This window comes from uncultured Jannaschia sp., from assembly GCF_947494025.1.
Taxonomy (GTDB): domain Bacteria; phylum Pseudomonadota; class Alphaproteobacteria; order Rhodobacterales; family Rhodobacteraceae; genus Jannaschia.
Genome location: NZ_CANLTQ010000004.1, coordinates 145,949 through 162,774 on the forward strand (window position 1 = coordinate 145,949; position 16,826 = coordinate 162,774).

General features: G+C 67.3%; 17 protein-coding genes and 3 tRNA genes. 11 read left to right on the forward strand and 9 right to left on the reverse strand.

The genetic code is table 11. The annotated features are described in order from the left end of the window. Positions 1–79 precede the first annotated feature (79 nt). Positions 80–568 carry a hypothetical protein gene (locus Q1B08_RS08700; RefSeq protein WP_299817197.1) on the reverse strand — a complete coding sequence of 163 codons (489 nt, stop codon included), beginning with the start codon at positions 566–568 and terminating at the stop codon, positions 80–82. Positions 569–646: 78 nt separating this feature from the next. Here Q1B08_RS08700 and moaA point away from each other — a divergent pair, with 78 nt between their 5' ends. Both moaA and Q1B08_RS08710 read left to right on the forward strand, forming a co-directional pair. Next, positions 647–1,648 carry a GTP 3',8-cyclase MoaA gene (gene moaA / locus Q1B08_RS08705; RefSeq protein ID WP_299817199.1) on the forward strand — a complete coding sequence of 334 codons (1,002 nt, stop codon included), beginning with the start codon at positions 647–649 and terminating at the stop codon, positions 1,646–1,648. A gap of 90 nt (positions 1,649–1,738) precedes the next feature. Then, positions 1,739–2,203 carry a histidine phosphatase family protein gene (locus Q1B08_RS08710; protein WP_299817201.1) on the forward strand — a complete coding sequence of 155 codons (465 nt, stop codon included), beginning with the start codon at positions 1,739–1,741 and terminating at the stop codon, positions 2,201–2,203. Here the strand turns inward: Q1B08_RS08710 and Q1B08_RS08715 are convergent. Next, a complete protein-coding gene (locus tag Q1B08_RS08715; RefSeq protein ID WP_299817203.1) occupies positions 2,200–2,661 on the reverse strand; it encodes an Lrp/AsnC family transcriptional regulator in 462 nt (153 codons plus the stop codon). The genes Q1B08_RS08710 and Q1B08_RS08715 overlap by 4 nt on opposite strands. Positions 2,662–2,800: 139 nt before the next feature. Between Q1B08_RS08715 and cysG the strand changes: the two genes are divergently transcribed. Genes cysG through Q1B08_RS08745 form a run of 6 tightly spaced genes read left to right on the forward strand, consistent with a single transcriptional unit; the run spans position 2,801 to position 8,175 of the window. Then, positions 2,801–4,183 carry a siroheme synthase CysG gene (gene cysG, locus Q1B08_RS08720; protein WP_299817205.1) on the forward strand — a complete coding sequence of 461 codons (1,383 nt, stop codon included), beginning with the start codon at positions 2,801–2,803 and terminating at the stop codon, positions 4,181–4,183. Beyond that, entirely contained in the window at positions 4,180–4,482 is a 303-nt protein-coding gene (locus Q1B08_RS08725; RefSeq protein ID WP_299817207.1) for a DUF2849 domain-containing protein, read from the forward strand. Before cysG ends, Q1B08_RS08725 begins: the two co-directional genes overlap by 4 nt. 1 nt (position 4,483) lies before the next feature. Continuing rightward, on the forward strand, positions 4,484–6,136 hold the full coding sequence (locus Q1B08_RS08730) for a nitrite/sulfite reductase (RefSeq protein ID WP_299817209.1): 1,653 nt from the start codon (positions 4,484–4,486) through the stop codon (positions 6,134–6,136). Further along, positions 6,126–6,857 carry a phosphoadenylyl-sulfate reductase gene (locus tag Q1B08_RS08735; protein ID WP_299817211.1) on the forward strand — a complete coding sequence of 244 codons (732 nt, stop codon included), beginning with the start codon at positions 6,126–6,128 and terminating at the stop codon, positions 6,855–6,857. Before Q1B08_RS08730 ends, Q1B08_RS08735 begins: the two co-directional genes overlap by 11 nt. A 55-nt stretch (positions 6,858–6,912) precedes the next feature. Further along, positions 6,913–7,296 carry a DUF934 domain-containing protein gene (locus Q1B08_RS08740; protein WP_299817364.1) on the forward strand — a complete coding sequence of 128 codons (384 nt, stop codon included), beginning with the start codon at positions 6,913–6,915 and terminating at the stop codon, positions 7,294–7,296. A 51-nt stretch (positions 7,297–7,347) separates the two neighbouring features. Further along, positions 7,348–8,175 (forward strand): ferredoxin--NADP reductase, encoded by an 828-nt coding sequence (locus Q1B08_RS08745; protein ID WP_299817213.1) that lies wholly within the window; start codon positions 7,348–7,350, stop codon positions 8,173–8,175. Positions 8,176–8,250: 75 nt separating this feature from the next. On the opposite strand, the gene Q1B08_RS08750 is transcribed toward Q1B08_RS08745, so the two are convergent. Beyond that, the gene (locus tag Q1B08_RS08750) at positions 8,251–9,072 is read right to left on the reverse strand and encodes a hypothetical protein (RefSeq protein ID WP_299817215.1); all 822 of its coding nucleotides are present in this window, start codon (positions 9,070–9,072) and stop codon (positions 8,251–8,253) included. A 183-nt stretch (positions 9,073–9,255) separates the two neighbouring features. Here Q1B08_RS08750 and infC point away from each other — a divergent pair, with 183 nt between their 5' ends. Continuing rightward, positions 9,256–9,801 (forward strand): translation initiation factor IF-3, encoded by a 546-nt coding sequence (infC, locus tag Q1B08_RS08755; protein WP_299817366.1) that lies wholly within the window; start codon positions 9,256–9,258, stop codon positions 9,799–9,801. A gap of 369 nt (positions 9,802–10,170) precedes the next feature. Here infC and Q1B08_RS08760 read toward each other — a convergent pair. The 4 genes from Q1B08_RS08760 to Q1B08_RS08775 all read right to left on the reverse strand — a co-directional run bounded on the left by Q1B08_RS08760 (position 10,171) and on the right by Q1B08_RS08775 (position 11,123). Next, positions 10,171–10,247, reverse strand: a tRNA-Asp gene (locus Q1B08_RS08760). 139 nt (positions 10,248–10,386) lie between these two features. Next, a tRNA-Val gene (locus tag Q1B08_RS08765) sits at positions 10,387–10,462 on the reverse strand. 39 nt (positions 10,463–10,501) lie between these two features. Further along, a complete protein-coding gene (locus Q1B08_RS08770; protein ID WP_299817216.1) occupies positions 10,502–11,026 on the reverse strand; it encodes a histidine phosphatase family protein in 525 nt (174 codons plus the stop codon). Positions 11,027–11,048: 22 nt separating this feature from the next. Continuing rightward, positions 11,049–11,123: transfer RNA gene (locus Q1B08_RS08775), tRNA-Val, on the reverse strand. A 113-nt stretch (positions 11,124–11,236) separates the two neighbouring features. Here Q1B08_RS08775 and Q1B08_RS08780 point away from each other — a divergent pair. After that, positions 11,237–12,115 carry a 5'-methylthioadenosine/S-adenosylhomocysteine nucleosidase gene (locus tag Q1B08_RS08780; protein ID WP_299817217.1) on the forward strand — a complete coding sequence of 293 codons (879 nt, stop codon included), beginning with the start codon at positions 11,237–11,239 and terminating at the stop codon, positions 12,113–12,115. A 63-nt stretch (positions 12,116–12,178) separates the two neighbouring features. Here Q1B08_RS08780 and lon read toward each other — a convergent pair whose 3' ends face one another. Continuing rightward, positions 12,179–14,578, reverse strand: a complete 2,400-nt coding sequence (gene lon / locus Q1B08_RS08785) for an endopeptidase La (protein ID WP_299817219.1) — start codon at positions 14,576–14,578, stop codon at positions 12,179–12,181. 206 nt (positions 14,579–14,784) lie between these two features. Continuing rightward, on the reverse strand, positions 14,785–15,915 hold the full coding sequence (gene tgt / locus Q1B08_RS08790) for a tRNA guanosine(34) transglycosylase Tgt (protein WP_299817221.1): 1,131 nt from the start codon (positions 15,913–15,915) through the stop codon (positions 14,785–14,787). A gap of 218 nt (positions 15,916–16,133) precedes the next feature. Between tgt and Q1B08_RS08795 the strand changes: the two genes are divergently transcribed. Next, the gene (locus tag Q1B08_RS08795) at positions 16,134–16,715 is read left to right on the forward strand and encodes an outer membrane beta-barrel protein (RefSeq protein ID WP_299817223.1); all 582 of its coding nucleotides are present in this window, start codon (positions 16,134–16,136) and stop codon (positions 16,713–16,715) included. The last annotated feature ends 111 nt before the right edge of the window (positions 16,716–16,826 follow it).

Genomic DNA, 16,826 nt, shown 5'->3' on the forward strand with positions numbered 1-16,826 from the left:
GTTCCACTTTACATCGAAAGCGAACCGGACGAACGACCCCGCATGAATTCCCCGTAAGTCAGGATGGGGGCAAACGGCTTTAGCGCCGGATCAGCACGACCGGATGCAGGCCTGCGAGCGGCAGGCCGAGCGCCTGAAGCGCCGAAAGGGATATCTGCGCGCCGCCCTCCGAGCCGAGCGGGCGGAGCGTCACTGCGATCGCGTCGCCCGCGCCGGTCCGCACCGTGCCGGGCACCTCTTCGGCCACGAGATCGGACTTGACCCAAAGGCCCCCATCCGTGGGATCGCCGAGGGAGACGGTGACCTGTCCCAGTTCCCCGCCCGCGGGCGCTGCCTGCGCGGCCGCACGCGCTTCGGCCTTTTCGCTGTCGGAAACCGTGTCCAGCGCCGCGGCTGATGTGGAGGGCCCCCGCATCAGCGGCGATGGACGGCGCTGCGGCGCGGGTTCGGGAACCGCTTGCGCCCCTGCCCCCTGTGGCCCGGCGGGGAAAAGCTGGCTGCACCCGGCCACGAGGGCGAGGGGCAGGATTGGAAGCAGGCGCATGGTTTCGGTCCCGATTGGCGGCATCGTCCTGCATCCTAGCGCCGCCCCGCCTGCTGTCAGCCCCACTTGTTGCCCCCCGTCCCCGGGCCTAGGTTGCACGGTATGAACGCGCCCCTCATCGACCCCTTCGCCCGCAGAATCGACTACCTCCGCGTGTCGGTCACGGATCGCTGCGATTTCCGCTGCACCTATTGCATGGCGGAGCATATGACGTTCCTGCCCAAAAAAGAGCTTCTGACGCTCGAGGAGCTGGACCGCCTTTGTTCGGCCTTCGTACGGATGGGGGTCCGCAAGCTGCGGATCACCGGTGGCGAGCCGCTGGTGCGCAAGGGGATCATGACCTTCTTCGAGGGCATGTCGCGACATCTGGGCGGCCTGCTCGACGAACTTACGCTGACCACGAACGGAAGCCAGCTCGAGCGCTTCGCGCAGCCGCTGGCGGATGCCGGCGTGCGGCGGATCAACGTGTCGCTCGACACGCTCGATCCCGAGAAATTCCGAGCGATCACCCGCTGGGGCTCGCTCGACAAGGTCCGGCGCGGCATCGCGGCCGCGCAGGCGGCGGGGCTCCGGATCAAGATCAACACGGTCGCACTGAAGGGCTTCAACGAGGCGGAGCTTTTCGACCTTCTTGCCTGGTGCGCGGCGGAGGAAATGGATCTGACCTTCATCGAGGTCATGCCGATGGGCGACATGGGCGAGGTGCAGCGGCTGGACCAGTACTGGCCACTGAAGGACCTCCGCGCGCGTCTGGCGGAACGCTACACCCTGACCGAACTCTCGCACCGCACGGGCGGCCCCGCCCGTTACGTGCGGATCGAGGAGACGGGGCAGCAGATCGGCTTCATCACGCCGCTCACGCATAATTTTTGCGAAAGCTGCAACCGCGTCCGCGTGACCTGCACCGGCGAACTCTACATGTGTCTGGGTCAGGAGGACATGGCGGACCTCCGGGCCCCCTTGCGCATGTCGGAGGCGGACGCGCCCCTTGAGGATGCGATCCGCCGGGCCATCGCGCGCAAGCCGAAAGGCCATGATTTCGACTATTCGCGTCAGGCTGTCGAAGGCCAAGTCACGCGGCACATGAGCCATACCGGCGGGTAAGGTCCGGCTGTCGCGTGACGTGACCACTCGACCGCGCAGGCCTTGTCGAACTAGGATGACGCGATCCCCATGCGAGGCGAGCCCGGCCAGATGAAACTGATTCTCCTGCGACACGCGAAGTCCGACTGGTCCGATCCCGCAAAGGACGGTCGCGACCGCCCCCTGAACGAGCGAGGCCGCGCCGCCGCGGAGAAGATCGGATCCTGGCTGAAATCCCGGCACTACCTGCCCGACCTCGTCCTGTGCTCCGACGCCCTGCGCACGCGGCAAACGCTTTCCAGCCTCGACCTGCCTGAAACCGCGACCGAGTTCCGCGCCGACCTTTACGAGGCCGAGGCCGCAACGATCCTCGAGATCGCGACAGGCCAGAACGCGGAATGCGTGCTCGTCGTCGGGCACAATCCGGGCATCGGCACCGCAGCGGCCGACGCATGCGCAACGCCGCCGTCCCATCCGGACTTCCTCCGCTATCCGACCGGCGCCTGCACCGTGATCGATCTGGCCGACGGCCTGCCGGGACGCTGCCTCGACTTCACGACGCCGCGCGCGCCCTAGGTCGGCAGCGCCGTCTCCGACTTGATCTCCTCCATCGAAATGAGCGCGGTGACGTTGAACACACGCACTTCCGAGATCAGCGCCTGGTAAAAGGCGTCGTAGGCGCGGGCATCGGCGACGCGAACCTTGAGGATGTAGTCGATCTCGCCCGCGAGCCGATGCGCCTCCTGCACCTCCGGACGGGCGCGGAGCGCGGTAAGGAAGCGCTGCTGCCATCCGGCCTCGTGCTCCGAGGTCCGGATGAGGACGAAGAAGCAAGTGTTGAGGCCGAGCGCCTCCGGGTTGACCAGCACGGTGGATGGCCCCATCACCCCCGCCTCCCGCATCTTGCGGATGCGATTCCAGACCGGCGTCTTGGAGGAGCCGACCTGACGGGCGATCTCGTCGAGGGATTGCCCGGCATCCGCCTGGAGGGCGCGGAGGATCTTTCTGTCGAGCTCGTCCAATCGGGCGGCCATTCCGTTTCCCCTCACACAGCGGAACATCGTTAGCGAAAGTCGCCGCACGGCGGGGCGAACGTTCCTCTTCTACCCCACCCCCTGTGTCGAAGCCAGAACGATGTTCTATATATCGGGTCATCCGGATGGAGCCGATGCAATGAATCACTTCCCCGTTTTCCTCGCGCTCGAAGGGCGGCGCGTGCTGGTCGCCGGCGGTGGCGACGCGGCTGTGGCGAAGCTGCGCCTGCTTTTCAAGACGACGGCGCGCATCACCGTGGTCGCCGAGGATCCCGCGCCGGAGATCGAGAGCTGGGCCGCGGAGGGCAAGCTGTCGCTCATCCGTCGCAGGCTGGAGCCCGGAGACGCGACGTGCTGCGTCGTGGCCTACGGCGCGCATGAGGACGATGCGCTCGACGCACGGACGCTCAAGCTCGCGCGCGCGGACGGCGCTCTCGTCAACATCGTCGACAACCTAGAACTGTCGCAATTCATCACCCCCGCGATCGTCGATCGCGATCCGGTGGTCGTCGCCATCGGGACAGAGGGCGCGGCCCCCGTCCTTGCGCGCAGCATCAAGGCCGATCTGGAAGCGTCGCTTCCGGCGCGGCTGGGTCTGCTCGCGCGGATCGGCAAGACGTTCCGCAAGGCCGCCGACGCCCTGCCCTTCGGCGCGCCGCGCCGCCGGTTCTGGACCGAATACTACGCCGAGGCCGGCCCCCGCGCCGCGGAAGCGGGTGAGGAGGCCGTGCGAGAGGCCCTGGACACGCTCCTCGACGACCATCTGTCGGCCGAGGCGCGCTCCGGGCATGTCGATCTCGTCGGCGCGGGCCCGGGCGATCCGGAACTGCTGACGCTGAAGGCGCGCAACGCGCTCGACCGGGCCGACGTGGTGATCCACGACCGGCTGGTCGCGCCCGCGATCCTGGAGCTCGCGCGCCGGGAGGCGACGCTTATCGAGGCCGGCAAGGAGGGGTTCGGCCCGTCCACCGCCCAAGACGACATCAATGCGATGATGGTGAACCACGGACTGAAGGGCCATCACGTCGTACGGCTCAAATCCGGCGATCCGACCGTGTTCGGTCGGCTCGACGAGGAGATCGAGGCTCTGGACGCCGCAAGCCTGTCCTGGTCGATCGTTCCGGGCATCACCGCCGCCTCCGCCGCCGTGGCCGGGATCGGACAGAGCCTGACGAAGCGCGGGCGCAACGGCTCGGTGCGCCTGCTGACGGGACACGACGTGAAGGGCTTCGCCGATCAGGACTGGCGCACGCTGGCCGAACCGGGCGCGGTCGCGGCCATCTACATGGGCAAGCGGGCCGCCCGCTGGATGCAGGGTCGTCTGCTGATGCACGGAGCGGCGCCCGCCGCGCCGGTCACCATCGTCGAGAACGCGAGCCGTCCCGACCAGGAGGTCCGCGCCGCCACGCTCGCCACCCTGCCCGACGCGCTTGCCGATCTCGAGGGACCCGCTGTTCTTCTCCTCGGCCTTGCCCCGCGCGCCGCCGCCCAAGCCATCGCCAGCCGGGAGATCGCGCTATGAGCCGCCGTCCCTTCACCCCCAAGGTCCTCACCGCCAACCTTCTGCGCGAAGGTGACGTGGTCTATCTCGATGCGACCGACGCATGGGTCGCCGACCTGCACCGGGCCGAGCTTATCGAGCACGAGGCCCGCGCCGCGGATCGGCTGGCCTTCGCCGAGGCGCAGTCCAGCCGCGTCGTCGGCGCCTATCTGACCGACATGAAGGCCGGACCGAACGGACCCGAGCCCGTCCATTTCCGCGAGGGGTTCCGGGCGACCGGCCCCTCGAACTATCCGCACGGCAAGCAGGCGGGGGCCTGACATGTATCATTACGACGATTTCGACCGCGCCTTCGTGGCGGAGCGCAACGCGCAGTTCCGCGCCCAGGTGGAGCGTCGCCTCGACGGCTCGTTGACCGAGGAGGAGTTCAAGCCGCTGCGCCTGATGAACGGCGTCTACCTGCAACTGCATGCCTACATGCTGCGCGTGGCGATCCCCTACGGCACGATCTCCACGCCGCAAATGCGTGTGCTGGCGGAGCTCGCGGAGCGTTGGGACAAGGGCTACGGCCATTTCACCACGCGACAGAACATCCAGTACAACTGGCCGAAGCTCGTCGACATTCCCGACATGCTCGACCGGCTGGGCGATGTCGGCATGCACGCCATCCAGACGAGCGGCAACACGATCCGCAACGTGACGGCGGACCATTTCGCCGGCGCCGCGCGGGACGAGGTCGCCGATCCGCGCCCCTATGCGGAGCTGCTCCGGCAATGGTCGACCGACCATCCGGAGTTCCAGTTCCTGCCGCGCAAGTTCAAGATCGCCGTCACCGGCGCGCCGAACGACCGCGCCGTCACCCGTGCCCACGACATCGGGCTGGTACTGAGGGAACGGAACGGCGAGATCGGCTTCGAGGTGCTGATCGGCGGCGGGCTCGGCCGGACGCCGATGATCGGCAAGACGGTACGGGATTTCCTCCCCGTGGCGGACCTGCTGCCTTATTGCGAGGCGATCGTGTCGGTCTACAACCGGCTCGGCCGCCGGGACAACAAGTACAAGGCGCGCATCAAGATCACCGTGCACGAGACCGGCATCGACGAGATGCGCCGTCAGATCGAGGCAAGCTTCGCCGAGCTGCGCCCCCTCTTCGACGACACGGCGATGGCCGCGCTCGACCGGATCAAGGCGCAGTTCGCGCTGCCGTCCTTTCTGAACGGGCCGACCGAGATCGATCTGTCGGACCCCGTGCTCCGCAGCTTCGTCGACACCAACGTGACGCCGCACAAGCGCGACGATCACGCCATCGTCACGATCTCGCTCAAGGCTCACGGGCGCACGCCCGGCGATGCGAGCGCCGAGCAGATGCGGGTGATGGCCGATCTGGCCGAACGCTACGCCTACGGTGAGCTGCGCATCAGCCATGAGCAGAACGTGATCCTGCCGCATGTCCGGCGGGGCGACCTCGCAGCGCTCCATGCGGCGCTCGGGGCCGTCGGGCTCGGAACCGCCAATGTCGGGCTGGCGAGCGACATCATCGCCTGCCCCGGCATGGATTACTGCGCTCTGGCCACGGCACGGTCGATCCCCGTCGCCCAACAGATCGCCATGCGGATCGACGAGATGGGGATCGAGCACGACATCGGCGCGCTGAAGATCAAGATCTCCGGCTGCATCAATGCTTGCGGGCATCACCATGTCGGCCATATCGGCATTCTCGGTCTCGACCGCGCCGGCGTCGAGAACTACCAGATCACGCTGGGCGGCGACGGGACGGAGCGTGCCGCGATCGGCGAGCGCGCCGGGCCGGGCTTCGCCTACGACGAGATCGTGCCGGCGGTCGAGCGTCTGGTCCTCGCTTACCTCGACGTCAGGGAAGATGCCGGGGAAACCTTCCTCGACGCCTATCGCCGTCTGGGTCCTGCTCCATTCAAAGCCGCCCTTTATCCCGAGGAGAAGCGCGATGCCGCTTGACGCCCATGCCCTGCTCGCCGCGCGCGCCGCGAAACTCAATACGGAGCTGGCGGAGGCTTCCGCCGAGGCGGTCCTCGACCGCACGCTGCGCGACGCCCGGATCGGCGACCTGGCCCTCGTTTCGTCGTTCGGGGCGGAATCGGTCGTCCTGCTGCACCTCGTCGCGCAGGTGGACGCCGCCACGCCGGTCCTGTTCCTCGAAACGGGCATGCTGTTTCCGGAAACCCTGCGCTACCAGCAGCAGGTCGCGGAGACGCTCGGGCTGAGCGATGTCCGGGTGATCCGACCGGACAACGCAGATCTGTTCCTGCACGATCCGGACGGCGACCTCCACGTGCGCGATCCGGAGACCTGCTGCGCGCTGCGCAAGGTGAAGCCGCTCGAACTGGCGTTGCAACCTTTCGAGGGTTGGATCACGGGCCGCAAACGTCACCAGAACACGGATCGCACCGCGCTCGATCTCTTCGAGGTCGATGCGGGCAAGCTCAAGGTGAACCCGCTCGCACGGTGGAGCCGGGAGGACGTGTCGGCCTACATGGACGCCCACGACCTGCCGCGGCACCCGCTGGTCGCGCAGGGCTACGCGTCGCTCGGCTGCGCGCCCTGCACCACCAAGGTCGCGCCGGGCGAGGATCCCCGCGCCGGACGGTGGCGCGGTCACGAGAAGACCGAATGCGGCATCCATTACGCCGGGGGGCGCTTCTGGCCCGCGAACCGCTGAGGAGACGACCATGCCCATCGTGACCGATACCGGCTTCGCGCCGGACGATCTGGATATGCGCTTCGCCACGCCCGAGGAGATGCCCGCCGGCGGCCCGTTCGGCGTCGACCTCGCGTCCGATACCGATCTCGACCCGGTTCTCGCGCGCCTGTCGGAGATCGCCGCGATCCGCGTCGCCTTCCCGAGCTTCTCGGACGGACGCGGCTTCACGATCGCCCGGACCCTCCGCCGGGCGGGTTTCGCCGGCCGCCTGCGCGCCGCGGGACACGTGATCGCGGACCAGTACGCCATGGCCCGGCGCAGCGGTTTCGACGAGGTCGAGATCGGCGACGACCTCGCTGCCCGACAGCCCGAGGCGGAATGGCTCGCGCGGGCCGACTGGCGCGCGCACGATTATCAGCGGCGCCTCGGCCGCCGGCCCGACCTCGAGTCGGCCTAGACCCCTGCAACAATTCGAACGAAAGGTGCGGCATCCGCCGCATGAGACGTTATGAACGAGATGACCCAGACCCCTGCCCAAGCCACGCCCGTCCTGCCCGATGCCCAGACCGTTACGAAGGTGACGCATTGGACGGACGAGCTTTTCTCCTTTCGCGTGACGCGGCCCGCTTCGCTGCGCTTCCGCTCGGGCGAATTCGTCATGATCGGCCTGATGGGCGATCCGGACCCCAGGACGGGACGCGCCAAGCCGATCCTGCGGGCCTATTCCATCGCCTCCCCCGCCTGGGACGACGAGCTGGAGTTCTATTCGATCAAGGTGCAGGACGGCCCGCTCACCTCCCGCCTCCAGCACGTGAAGCCCGGTGACCAGATCATCCTGCGCCCCAAACCGGTCGGAACGCTGGTCCACGACGCCCTGCTGCCAGGAAATCGGCTGTGGTTCTTCTCCACCGGCACCGGGTTCGCCCCCTTCGCCTCGCTCCTGCGCGAGCCGGAAACGTGGGAGAACTACGACGAGGTGATCGTCACCCATACCTGCCGCAACGTCGCGGATCTGGAATACGGGCGTCGGACGGTGGAGGCGCTGCGGGCGGACGAGCTGATCGGCGAGCTGATCGGCGACAAGCTCAAGTACTATCCCACGACGACGCGCGAAGCGTCCCCCACGGTCGGGCGGATCACGGAACGGCTGCGCGACGGCTCGGCACTGGCCGATCTGGGCATCGACGGCATCTCGCCCGGGACCGACCGCGCGATGGTCTGCGGCTCTCTGGCCTTCAACCACGAAATGAAGGAAGTGCTCGAAGGGTTCGGGCTCGAGGAAGGCGCGAATTCCGATCCGAAGCATTACGTGATCGAGAAGGCCTTCGTCGACTGAGGGCGGCGGAAGCCGGAAACGGAAAAGGCCGCGCGGGAAATGCCGCGCGGCCTTTTCTCGTTCACGAAAGCGGCGTCACTCGACGTCGAGACGGGTGCGCAGCTCGTCGATGACGCCCGGCACGAGATCGCGGTCATCTTCCGCGTTCTCGATCTCCGTCCGCAGACTGGCTTTGTCGGCATCGCTCAGATCGGACTGGTCGACGACCACGATCAGGTCCTCGGCGTTGAAGCCTTCCGGCGTCAGCAGCGTATCGAGATCGGTTTCCGCCGCGGCGGCCGTTTCGATCGCGTCCTCCGTCGCGTTGGCGGTTTGCTCGTCAACGGCCTCCACGTTCGGATCGACCGTATCGGTTTCCGTAGCGTCGGCTTCCGTGGTGTCGGCGTCGTCCGTCGCGGCCGCCCCGTTCGTAGCGCTCCCGTCCGTTCCCGTCGTCGCATCCGCGTCCGTCCCGTCGGCGGCGGATTCGTCGTCGGTCGCGGCCGCGTCCGTTCCGGTATCGGCGGCAGGGGCTGACGTGCCGGCCTCCGCATCGACCGCCTCAGCCTCGGCCGCGTCTTCCGCGACGACATCTTCGCCGCCATTCGCGTCCGCGGCCGCCTCGGCCTCTTCGGCGGTGTCCGGCATCTCGTTCGCCGGCTCCGCCTCGGCCGTATCGGCGATGGCCTCCTCGACGGTGGGTTCCGCTTCGGCGCCCCCTTCGACGAATTCCGCATCGCCCTCGATGACGATCTCGGTCTCCTCGTCCTCGGCGACGTCCAAATCGGCCGCCGGAATGCCCTCTTCGGCGATGACGGCGTCCGGCGTCTCGACGACGTCGTCGGTTCGAGTGATGACGATCCAGGCCAGGACAGCGACCACCAGGACGGCCAGCCCGACGATTACGTTGCGCGACATAACGAAACTCCCATGCGATGTGGACCGCCCAAGACGGCGGACGGCCTTGCATGGCTCAATCCCTCACCGGCGACCTTGTTCCCTGTCCGTCCATCGGCGGGGTCCGCGTTGCCGTCTTGAAGAAAAGCGCATCCAAAGCTATGTCGAATCCTTATCAACAACGTCCCTGAAAGGACTACGACCATCGCCCGCAGACCACACAACGCGCCTCCGCAGCGCGACACAGGCCCCCGCATCAATGACCGCATTCGCGCCGTCGAGATCCGCCTGATCGGCGCAGAAGGCGAGAATGTCGGGGTCGTCAGCCCTTCCCGCGCCCGTCAGATGGCGGAGGATGCCGGGCTCGACCTCGTCGAGATCAGCCCGAACGCGACCCCGCCCGTCTGCAAGATCATGGATTTCGGCAAGTTCAAGTACGAGAACCAGAAGAAGGAATCCGAGGCGCGCAAGAAGCAGAAGACGATCGAGGTGAAGGAGGTGAAGTTCCGCCCCAACACCGACACGCACGATTACGACGTCAAGATGCGCAACGTGTTTCGCTTCCTCGAATCCGGCGACAAGGTGAAGGTCACGTTGCGCTTCCGCGGTCGCGAGATGGCGCACCAGAACCTCGGTCGCGAGCTGCTCGAACGAGTCGCCAAGGATACCGAGGAAGTCGGCAAGGTCGAGAACTTTCCGAAGATGGAAGGCCGGCAAATGGTCATGATGATCGGGCCGACGCAACGCTGACGAATCGGCCTCCGCATCGGAAGCTTCGGTCCCGGGCCGGGGCTTCACATTCGAGGCGCATCGCTGTCGGGGCCATGCGGTTTCGCGCAGAGATCCCCTGGAACGCTTTTGAGCTGAAACAGGCTCCGGCTACGAGAATGGCCCGGAATGCCCGGCCGGGCGGGCGTCCACTCTCGACCGGTCCGCCTGACGTTTTCTCACCGGCATCCGACGAACGTATCCACACGGGCGGCTCTGTCGGCCTGAAAGCACGCATCCCCGCTCCGCGGTCGCGTCACTACGCGGTCGCTTCGACGCTTCCGTAATCCATCAGGCTCGTGACATCCGCCCCGTGCGGGAATGCGACGTTTCGGTGTCGCAGAAGACGAGTGGCGCGGTTGACGGGGCTCGAACCCGCGACCCCCGGCGTGACAGGCCGGTACTCTAACCAACTGAGCTACAACCGCGCATCTCGTCGTCCGGTCGCCCGGACTTGGCGCGGTGTATGGGAGGCCCCGAGGGGCGTCAAGCCGCAATGGCTGAAAACAATCGCCGATTTGGCGACCTCTCGGAACCGCCCCGGCGCATGAAAAGGATCGGGAGCGATGGTGGGTGGTGAGGGGCTCGAACCCCCGACATCCTCGGTGTAAACGAGACGCTCTACCAACTGAGCTAACCACCCGCCCGGCCGGGAGTAGCGCGAAGCGACCGCCGCATCAAGTCACGCGAGGATCGTCTCGCGCCCCTCCGCGACACGGTGGACGACGCCCTGCGGATCGGTGAGCATGTCCCAGTCCGACGCCCCCAGAAGCATGGCCCGGAGGCCGATCGAGACGACGCCATGGGTCACGACGATCGTCGGGCCGTCGAGCGTCCGCAGGAACCCGGCAAGGCGTGCCAGAAGCGCGCCGCGCGTTTCCCCGCCCGGCGCGGCGAACTTCCAGGTCACGCCCGGGGGCGGCGCGATCTCCGCCAGGCTCCGGCCTTCCCACTCTCCCAGCCCGATCTCGGACACGGCGACCTTGGACGTCGCGGCGAGACCGGCGAGCATGGCGGACATCCGGGCCCGGCGCGCGGGGCTGGCAAACGCGGGAAGCCCCACGACACCGTATGCCCGAAGGATCGCCCCCTGTCGCGCGGCCTGGATACGGCCGAGCGCGGTGAGCTCGCTGTCGCGACCACCCTGAAGGCGCCCCTCGCGGTTCCACACCGTCTCGCCGTGCCGAAGGATCAGCAGTGGCGGCATCGCTATCCCGAAAAAGGAGAAATGGTGGGTGATGAGGGATTTGAACCCCCGACATCTTCGATGTGAACGAAGCGCTCTACCACTGAGCTAATCACCCGACCTTCGCCCGGCATCTAGACAAGGCGCGGATCGGGTTCAAGACCGATCTTGCGACGCTTGCGGCGGCTCGTCCATCGGGCAAACATGCGCCACCGTCCAAAGGAGGCCCGCATGCCCGCCAGACCGATCGCCGTCGCCCTTTTCCTCGCACTCCCGGAGGCGGCCCTGGCCGACCGCATCGCCGTCATGTCGGCGTTCGAGCCCGAGTGGATCGCCCTGCAGGACGCGATCGAGACGCCCGAAACGCGCACGATCAACGGCAACCGCTTTGTCAGCGGCACGCTCGAGGGACAGGAGGTCGTGCTGTTCCTGTCGGGCATCAGCATGGTCAATGCGGCGATGACGACGCAGCTCGCACTCGATCATTTCGATATCCGCGCCATCGTCTTTTCGGGCATCGCGGGCGGAGTCGATCCGTCGCTCGGGATCGGCGACGTGGTCGTGCCGGCGCAATGGGGCGGCTACCTGAACGCGATCCTCGCACGGGAGACGTCGGACGGCTACGCGATCCCGCCCTGGATGAACTCCGACTTCGCGCCGTTCGGAATGATCCATACGCGGACGGAAGCGGTGCAATCGGCACGGATGGAGACGCCGGAGGAGAAGTTCTGGTACGCCGCCGATCCCGACCTCCTCGCCACGGCGGGGGCGCTCGAGGTCGAGCTTCCCGCCTGCAACGCCGAAGGCACCTGCCTGAGCCGACCGCCCCAGATCGTGACCGGCGGCAACGGCGTGTCGGGCGCGGCCTTCGTGGACAATGCGGAGGTGCGCGAATGGGCCTTCGCGACGTTCGACGCGCAGGTGCTCGACATGGAAAGCGCCGCGGTCGCGCAGGTCGCCTATGCCAACGAAGTGCCGTTCATCGCCTTCCGCTCGCTCTCCGATCTGGCCGGCGGGGGCGAGGGCGCGAACGAGATGGGCACGTTCCTGTCGCTCGCGGCCGACAATTCCGCCGGCGTCGTCCGCGCGTTTCTCGCCGCGCTGGACTGACCGGGACCGCCGAAGACGAAAAGGGCGCCCCGCGGGCGCCCTTTCCTTCGTCATAGGTCCGGATCAGTGGGCGACCGCGCCCTGCTCGCGGGCCTGGTTCGCCCGGGCGGCCAGGGCTGCGGCCTCCTCGGCCGCCTCGTCCCACTCGATGGGCTCCGGCTCGCGCACAAGGGCCAGCTTGAGCACTTCGGAGACGTGCTTGACCGGGACGATCTTCAGCCCCTCCTTCACGCTGTCGGGCAGCTCGGCCAGGTCCTTCTCGTTCTCCTCGGGGATCAGCACCGTCTTGATGCCGCCCCGAAGCGCCGCCAGGAGCTTCTCCTTCAGCCCGCCGATGGGCATCGCGTTGCCGCGAAGCGAGACCTCGCCCGTCATCGCGATGTCGCGCCGCACGGGGATCTGCGTCAGCGTGGAGACGATGGAGGTCACCATCGCCAGACCGGCCGACGGCCCGTCCTTCGGCGTCGCCCCGTCCGGCACGTGGACGTGGATGTCCATCGTGTCGAAGCGCGGCGGCTTCACCCCGATCTGCGGCGCGATGGAGCGCACGTAGCTCGAGGCCGCGTCGATCGACTCCTTCATCACGTCGCCGAGCTTGCCGGTGGTCTTCATCCGGCCCTTGCCCGGCAGGCGCAGCGCCTCGATCTGGAGAAGGTCGCCGCCAACTGAGGTGTAGGCGAGTCCGGTCACCACGCCGATCTGGTCCTCCGCTTCGGCCAGGCCGTAGCGGTATTTCTTCACGCCGAGGAAGTCGTCGAGGTTGTCGGCGTCGACCCGGATCGACGTGTCCTTCTTGCCGACGATCCGCGTGACCGCCTTCCGCGCCAGCTTCGCGATCTCGCGCTCGAGGTTCCGCACGCCCGCCTCGCGGGTATAGGTGCGCACCATCTCCGTGAGCGCGTCGTCGGTCACCTGGAACTCGCTCTTGCGGAGGCCGTGGTTCTTCACCTGCTTCGACAGCAGGTGCTGCTTGGCGATCTCGACCTTCTCCTCCTCGGTATAGCCCGCGAGCGAGATGATCTCCATCCGGTCCAGAAGCGGCGACGGCATGTTGTAGGAGTTCGCCGTCGTCAGGAACATCACGTTCGACAGGTCGTATTCCACTTCGAGATAGTGGTCCACGAAGGTCGAGTTCTGCTCCGGGTCCAGCACCTCGAGCATGGCGGAGGCCGGGTCGCCCCGGAAGTCCTGGCCCATCTTGTCGATCTCGTCGAGCAGGATGAGCGGGTTCGTCGTCTTGGCCTTCTTCAGCGCCTGGATGATCTTGCCGGGCATGGAGCCGATATAGGTCCGCCGATGGCCGCGGATCTCGCTCTCGTCGCGCACGCCGCCGAGCGAGATGCGGATGAACTCGCGCCCCGTGGCCTTGGCGACCGACTTGCCGAGCGATGTCTTGCCCACGCCCGGAGGGCCGACGAGGCAGAGGATCGGCCCCTTCAGCTTGGCCGAACGCGCCTGCACGGCGAGGTATTCGACGATCCGCTCCTTGACCTTGTCGAGACCGTAATGGTCCTGGTCGAGAACGTCCTGCGCCTTGAGGATGTCCTTCTTGGTGCGGGACTTCGTGCCCCACGGGATCGACAGGATCCAGTCGAGGTAGTTGCGCACCACCGTCGCCTCGGCCGACATCGGGCTCATGTTCTTGAGCTTCTTGAGCTCGCCCTCGGCCTTGTCGCGCGCTTCCTTGGAGAGCTTCGTCTCCTCGATCCGCCGCTCGAGCTCGGCCACCTCGGACTGTCCGTCCTCGCCGTCGCCCAGCTCCTTCTGGATCGCCTTCATCTGCTCGTTGAGGTAGTACTCGCGCTGCGTCCGCTCCATCTGGGATTTCACGCGGGACTTGATGCGCTTCTCCACCTGCAGGACCGACATCTCGCCCTGCATCAGGCCGTAGACCTTCTCCAGACGCTCGGACACGGTGAGGATCTCCAGAAGCTCCTGCTTCTGCGCGACCTCCACGCCGAGATGCCCGGAAACGAGATCGACGAGCTTCGCCGGATCGCGCGCCTCCGCGACGGAGCCGAGCGCTTCCTCGGGGATGTTCTTCTTGATCTTCGCGTAGCGCGCGAACTCCTCGGCCACGGCCTTCACGAGCGCGTCGACCGTCGCCTCGTCGCCGGTGGCTTCCTCCAGCGCCTCCGCCTCGGCCTCGAAGAACGACGCGTTGTCGAGGAAGCGGGCGATCCTTACGCGCGAACGTCCCTCGACCAAGACCTTCACGGTCCCATCAGGCAGCTTCAACAGTTGCAACACGTTCGCAAGCACGCCGACGCGGTAGATGCCATCGGCATCGGGCTCGTCGACGGCGGGGTCGATCTGGCTGGAAAGCAGGATCTGCTTGTCGTCCGCCATCACCTCCTCGAGGGCGCGGACCGACTTGTCGCGCCCCACGAAGAGCGGCACGATCATGTGCGGAAACACCACGATGTCACGCAGCGGCAGCACGGGATGGGTGGATGTGGTCATGTCTCACTGTCCTTTCGCAAAGACCTCGGCCCCGACCCGGCAGCGTGTGAGGTCTTCCGTCATCGACACCCGATGTGGGGCCGCGACGTGGCCTGTTCAATGCGCGGGCCGCGTTCCCGCCCTGCCTTCGACCTTGGCCCCATACGCCGACCTCCGCAAGGCCGCGCCCCCCTGCCGCGCCGCATGCATCGTGGCGTATTCAGCGGTCAGAGGGGTTCGATATCACCCTCGATACGAGCGGCATGGAATGCGCTTTGCCATGCTTCGAACGACCCTGCCGCGATGGCCGCGCGCATGCCGGCCATCAGCTCCTGATAGTAATGGAGGTTGTGCCAGGTCATCAGCATGGAGGCGATCATCTCCTTGGCGCGGCTGACATGGTGCAGGTAGGCCCGCGAGTAGCCGCGGCAGGCTGGGCAGGTGCAGGCCTCGTCGAGGGGGCGCGGGTCGTCCGCGTGGCGGGCGTTGCGGATATTGACGACGCCGTGCCGGGTGAAGGCCTGCCCGGTTCGACCCGACCGCGTGGGAAGGACGCAGTCCATCATGTCGACGCCCCGTGCCACGGCGCCGACGATGTCGTCGGGCTTGCCCACGCCCATCAGGTAGCGCGGCCGGTCGGCGGGCAGTTGGCCCGGCGCGTAGTCGAGGACGTCGAACATCGCGGCCTGCCCCTCCCCCACGGCGAGGCCGCCGATCGCATAGCCCTCGAAGCCGATGGCCTGCAGCCGCTCGGCGCTTTCGGCCCGGAGATCCGGCTCGAGACCGCCCTGCTGGATGCCGAAGAGCGCGTGGCCCGGCCGGTCCCCGAACGCCGCGCGCGACCGCGCCGCCCAATCCATGGACAGGCGCATCGAGGCGGCGATCCGCTCGCGCTCCGCCGGCAGCGCCGGGCATTCGTCGAAGCACATCACGATGTCGGAGCCGAGCAACCGCTGGATCTCCATGCTGCGCTCCGGCGTCAGGCGGTGACGGGAGCCGTCGATATGGCTGCGGAACGTCACCCCGCCGGTGTCGAGCTTGCGCAGCTCGCCTAGCGACATGACCTGGAACCCCCCGGAATCGGTCAGGATCGGCCCGTCCCAGTTCATGAACCGGTGGAGCCCGCCCATCCGGTCCACCCGCTCCGCCGTGGGGCGCAGCATCAGGTGGTAGGTGTTGCCCAGCAGGATGTCCGCGCCGGTCTCGGCGACCTGTTCGGGCAGCATCGCCTTTACCGTGCCGGCCGTGCCAACCGGCATGAAGGCCGGGGTGCGGATCCGCCCGCGCGGGGTGGAGATCACGCCGGTGCGCGCCGCGCCGTCGGTCGCGCACAAGTCGAACTGAAACGCCTGCGTCATCGGTCCTCCGCGTCGCCCGGTCGGGGCCGCACGCCCCTAGCATTCCTGTCCGCGCACGGCCAGCGCCTCCCGGGGGTCACGAAACCTCCGGCGATTGCAGCGGCGGTGTAACAGAATGTGTCTGGCAAATCGGAACGCGAATGGTCTAGCGACGTTCCGTAACCTAGTGGACCGAGACCCGTTCAAGGGTCCATCAGGCATGAACAGGAGATAAATCGATGCAGCGTGTTCTCGCTTCCCTCGCCGCCATGGCGCTCGCGGCCCCCGCCTTCGCCGGCAACATCGCCCCGGCCCCGGTCGAGCCCGCCCCCGTCTTTGCCGAACCGGCCCCCGTCGGCTACGACTGGACCGGCTACCATGTCGGCGCGCAGATCGGCTACGCGGACGCCGAAGGCAACAACGGGGACGGCGACGACTTCGACGACGACGGCTTCCTCTACGGCCTCGGCTTCGGCTACGACTACGATCTGGGCAACTACGTTCTCGGCGTCGCCTTCGACTACACCCGTCCCGACCTCGACCTCGGCGGCGTGGAAGTCGACGAGATCGCGCGTCTCGGCGCCCGTGCTGGCTACGGCGCTGGCCGGAACCTGTTCTACGGCACCGCGGGCTACGCGCTGGGCGTCACCGACAGCGTGGGCGATTCCGATGGCTACTTCGCCGGTCTGGGCTACGAGGTCTTCGCGACCGAGAAGCTGACCGTCGGCACCGAGGTCATCTACCACAAGTTCGACGACTTCAGCGACGGCGCCGATGCCGAGGGCACGACCGCCGAGGTTTCGCTGAACTTCCGCTTCTGATCGCCGGTCCGGCACAATCGTCGGGAATTGCGAAGGGGGGTGCCGCTACGGCGCCCCCCTTTACGTTTCGGAGCGCAATCCCTATTCTTTTGGTCGTCAAATCAGGGGCAG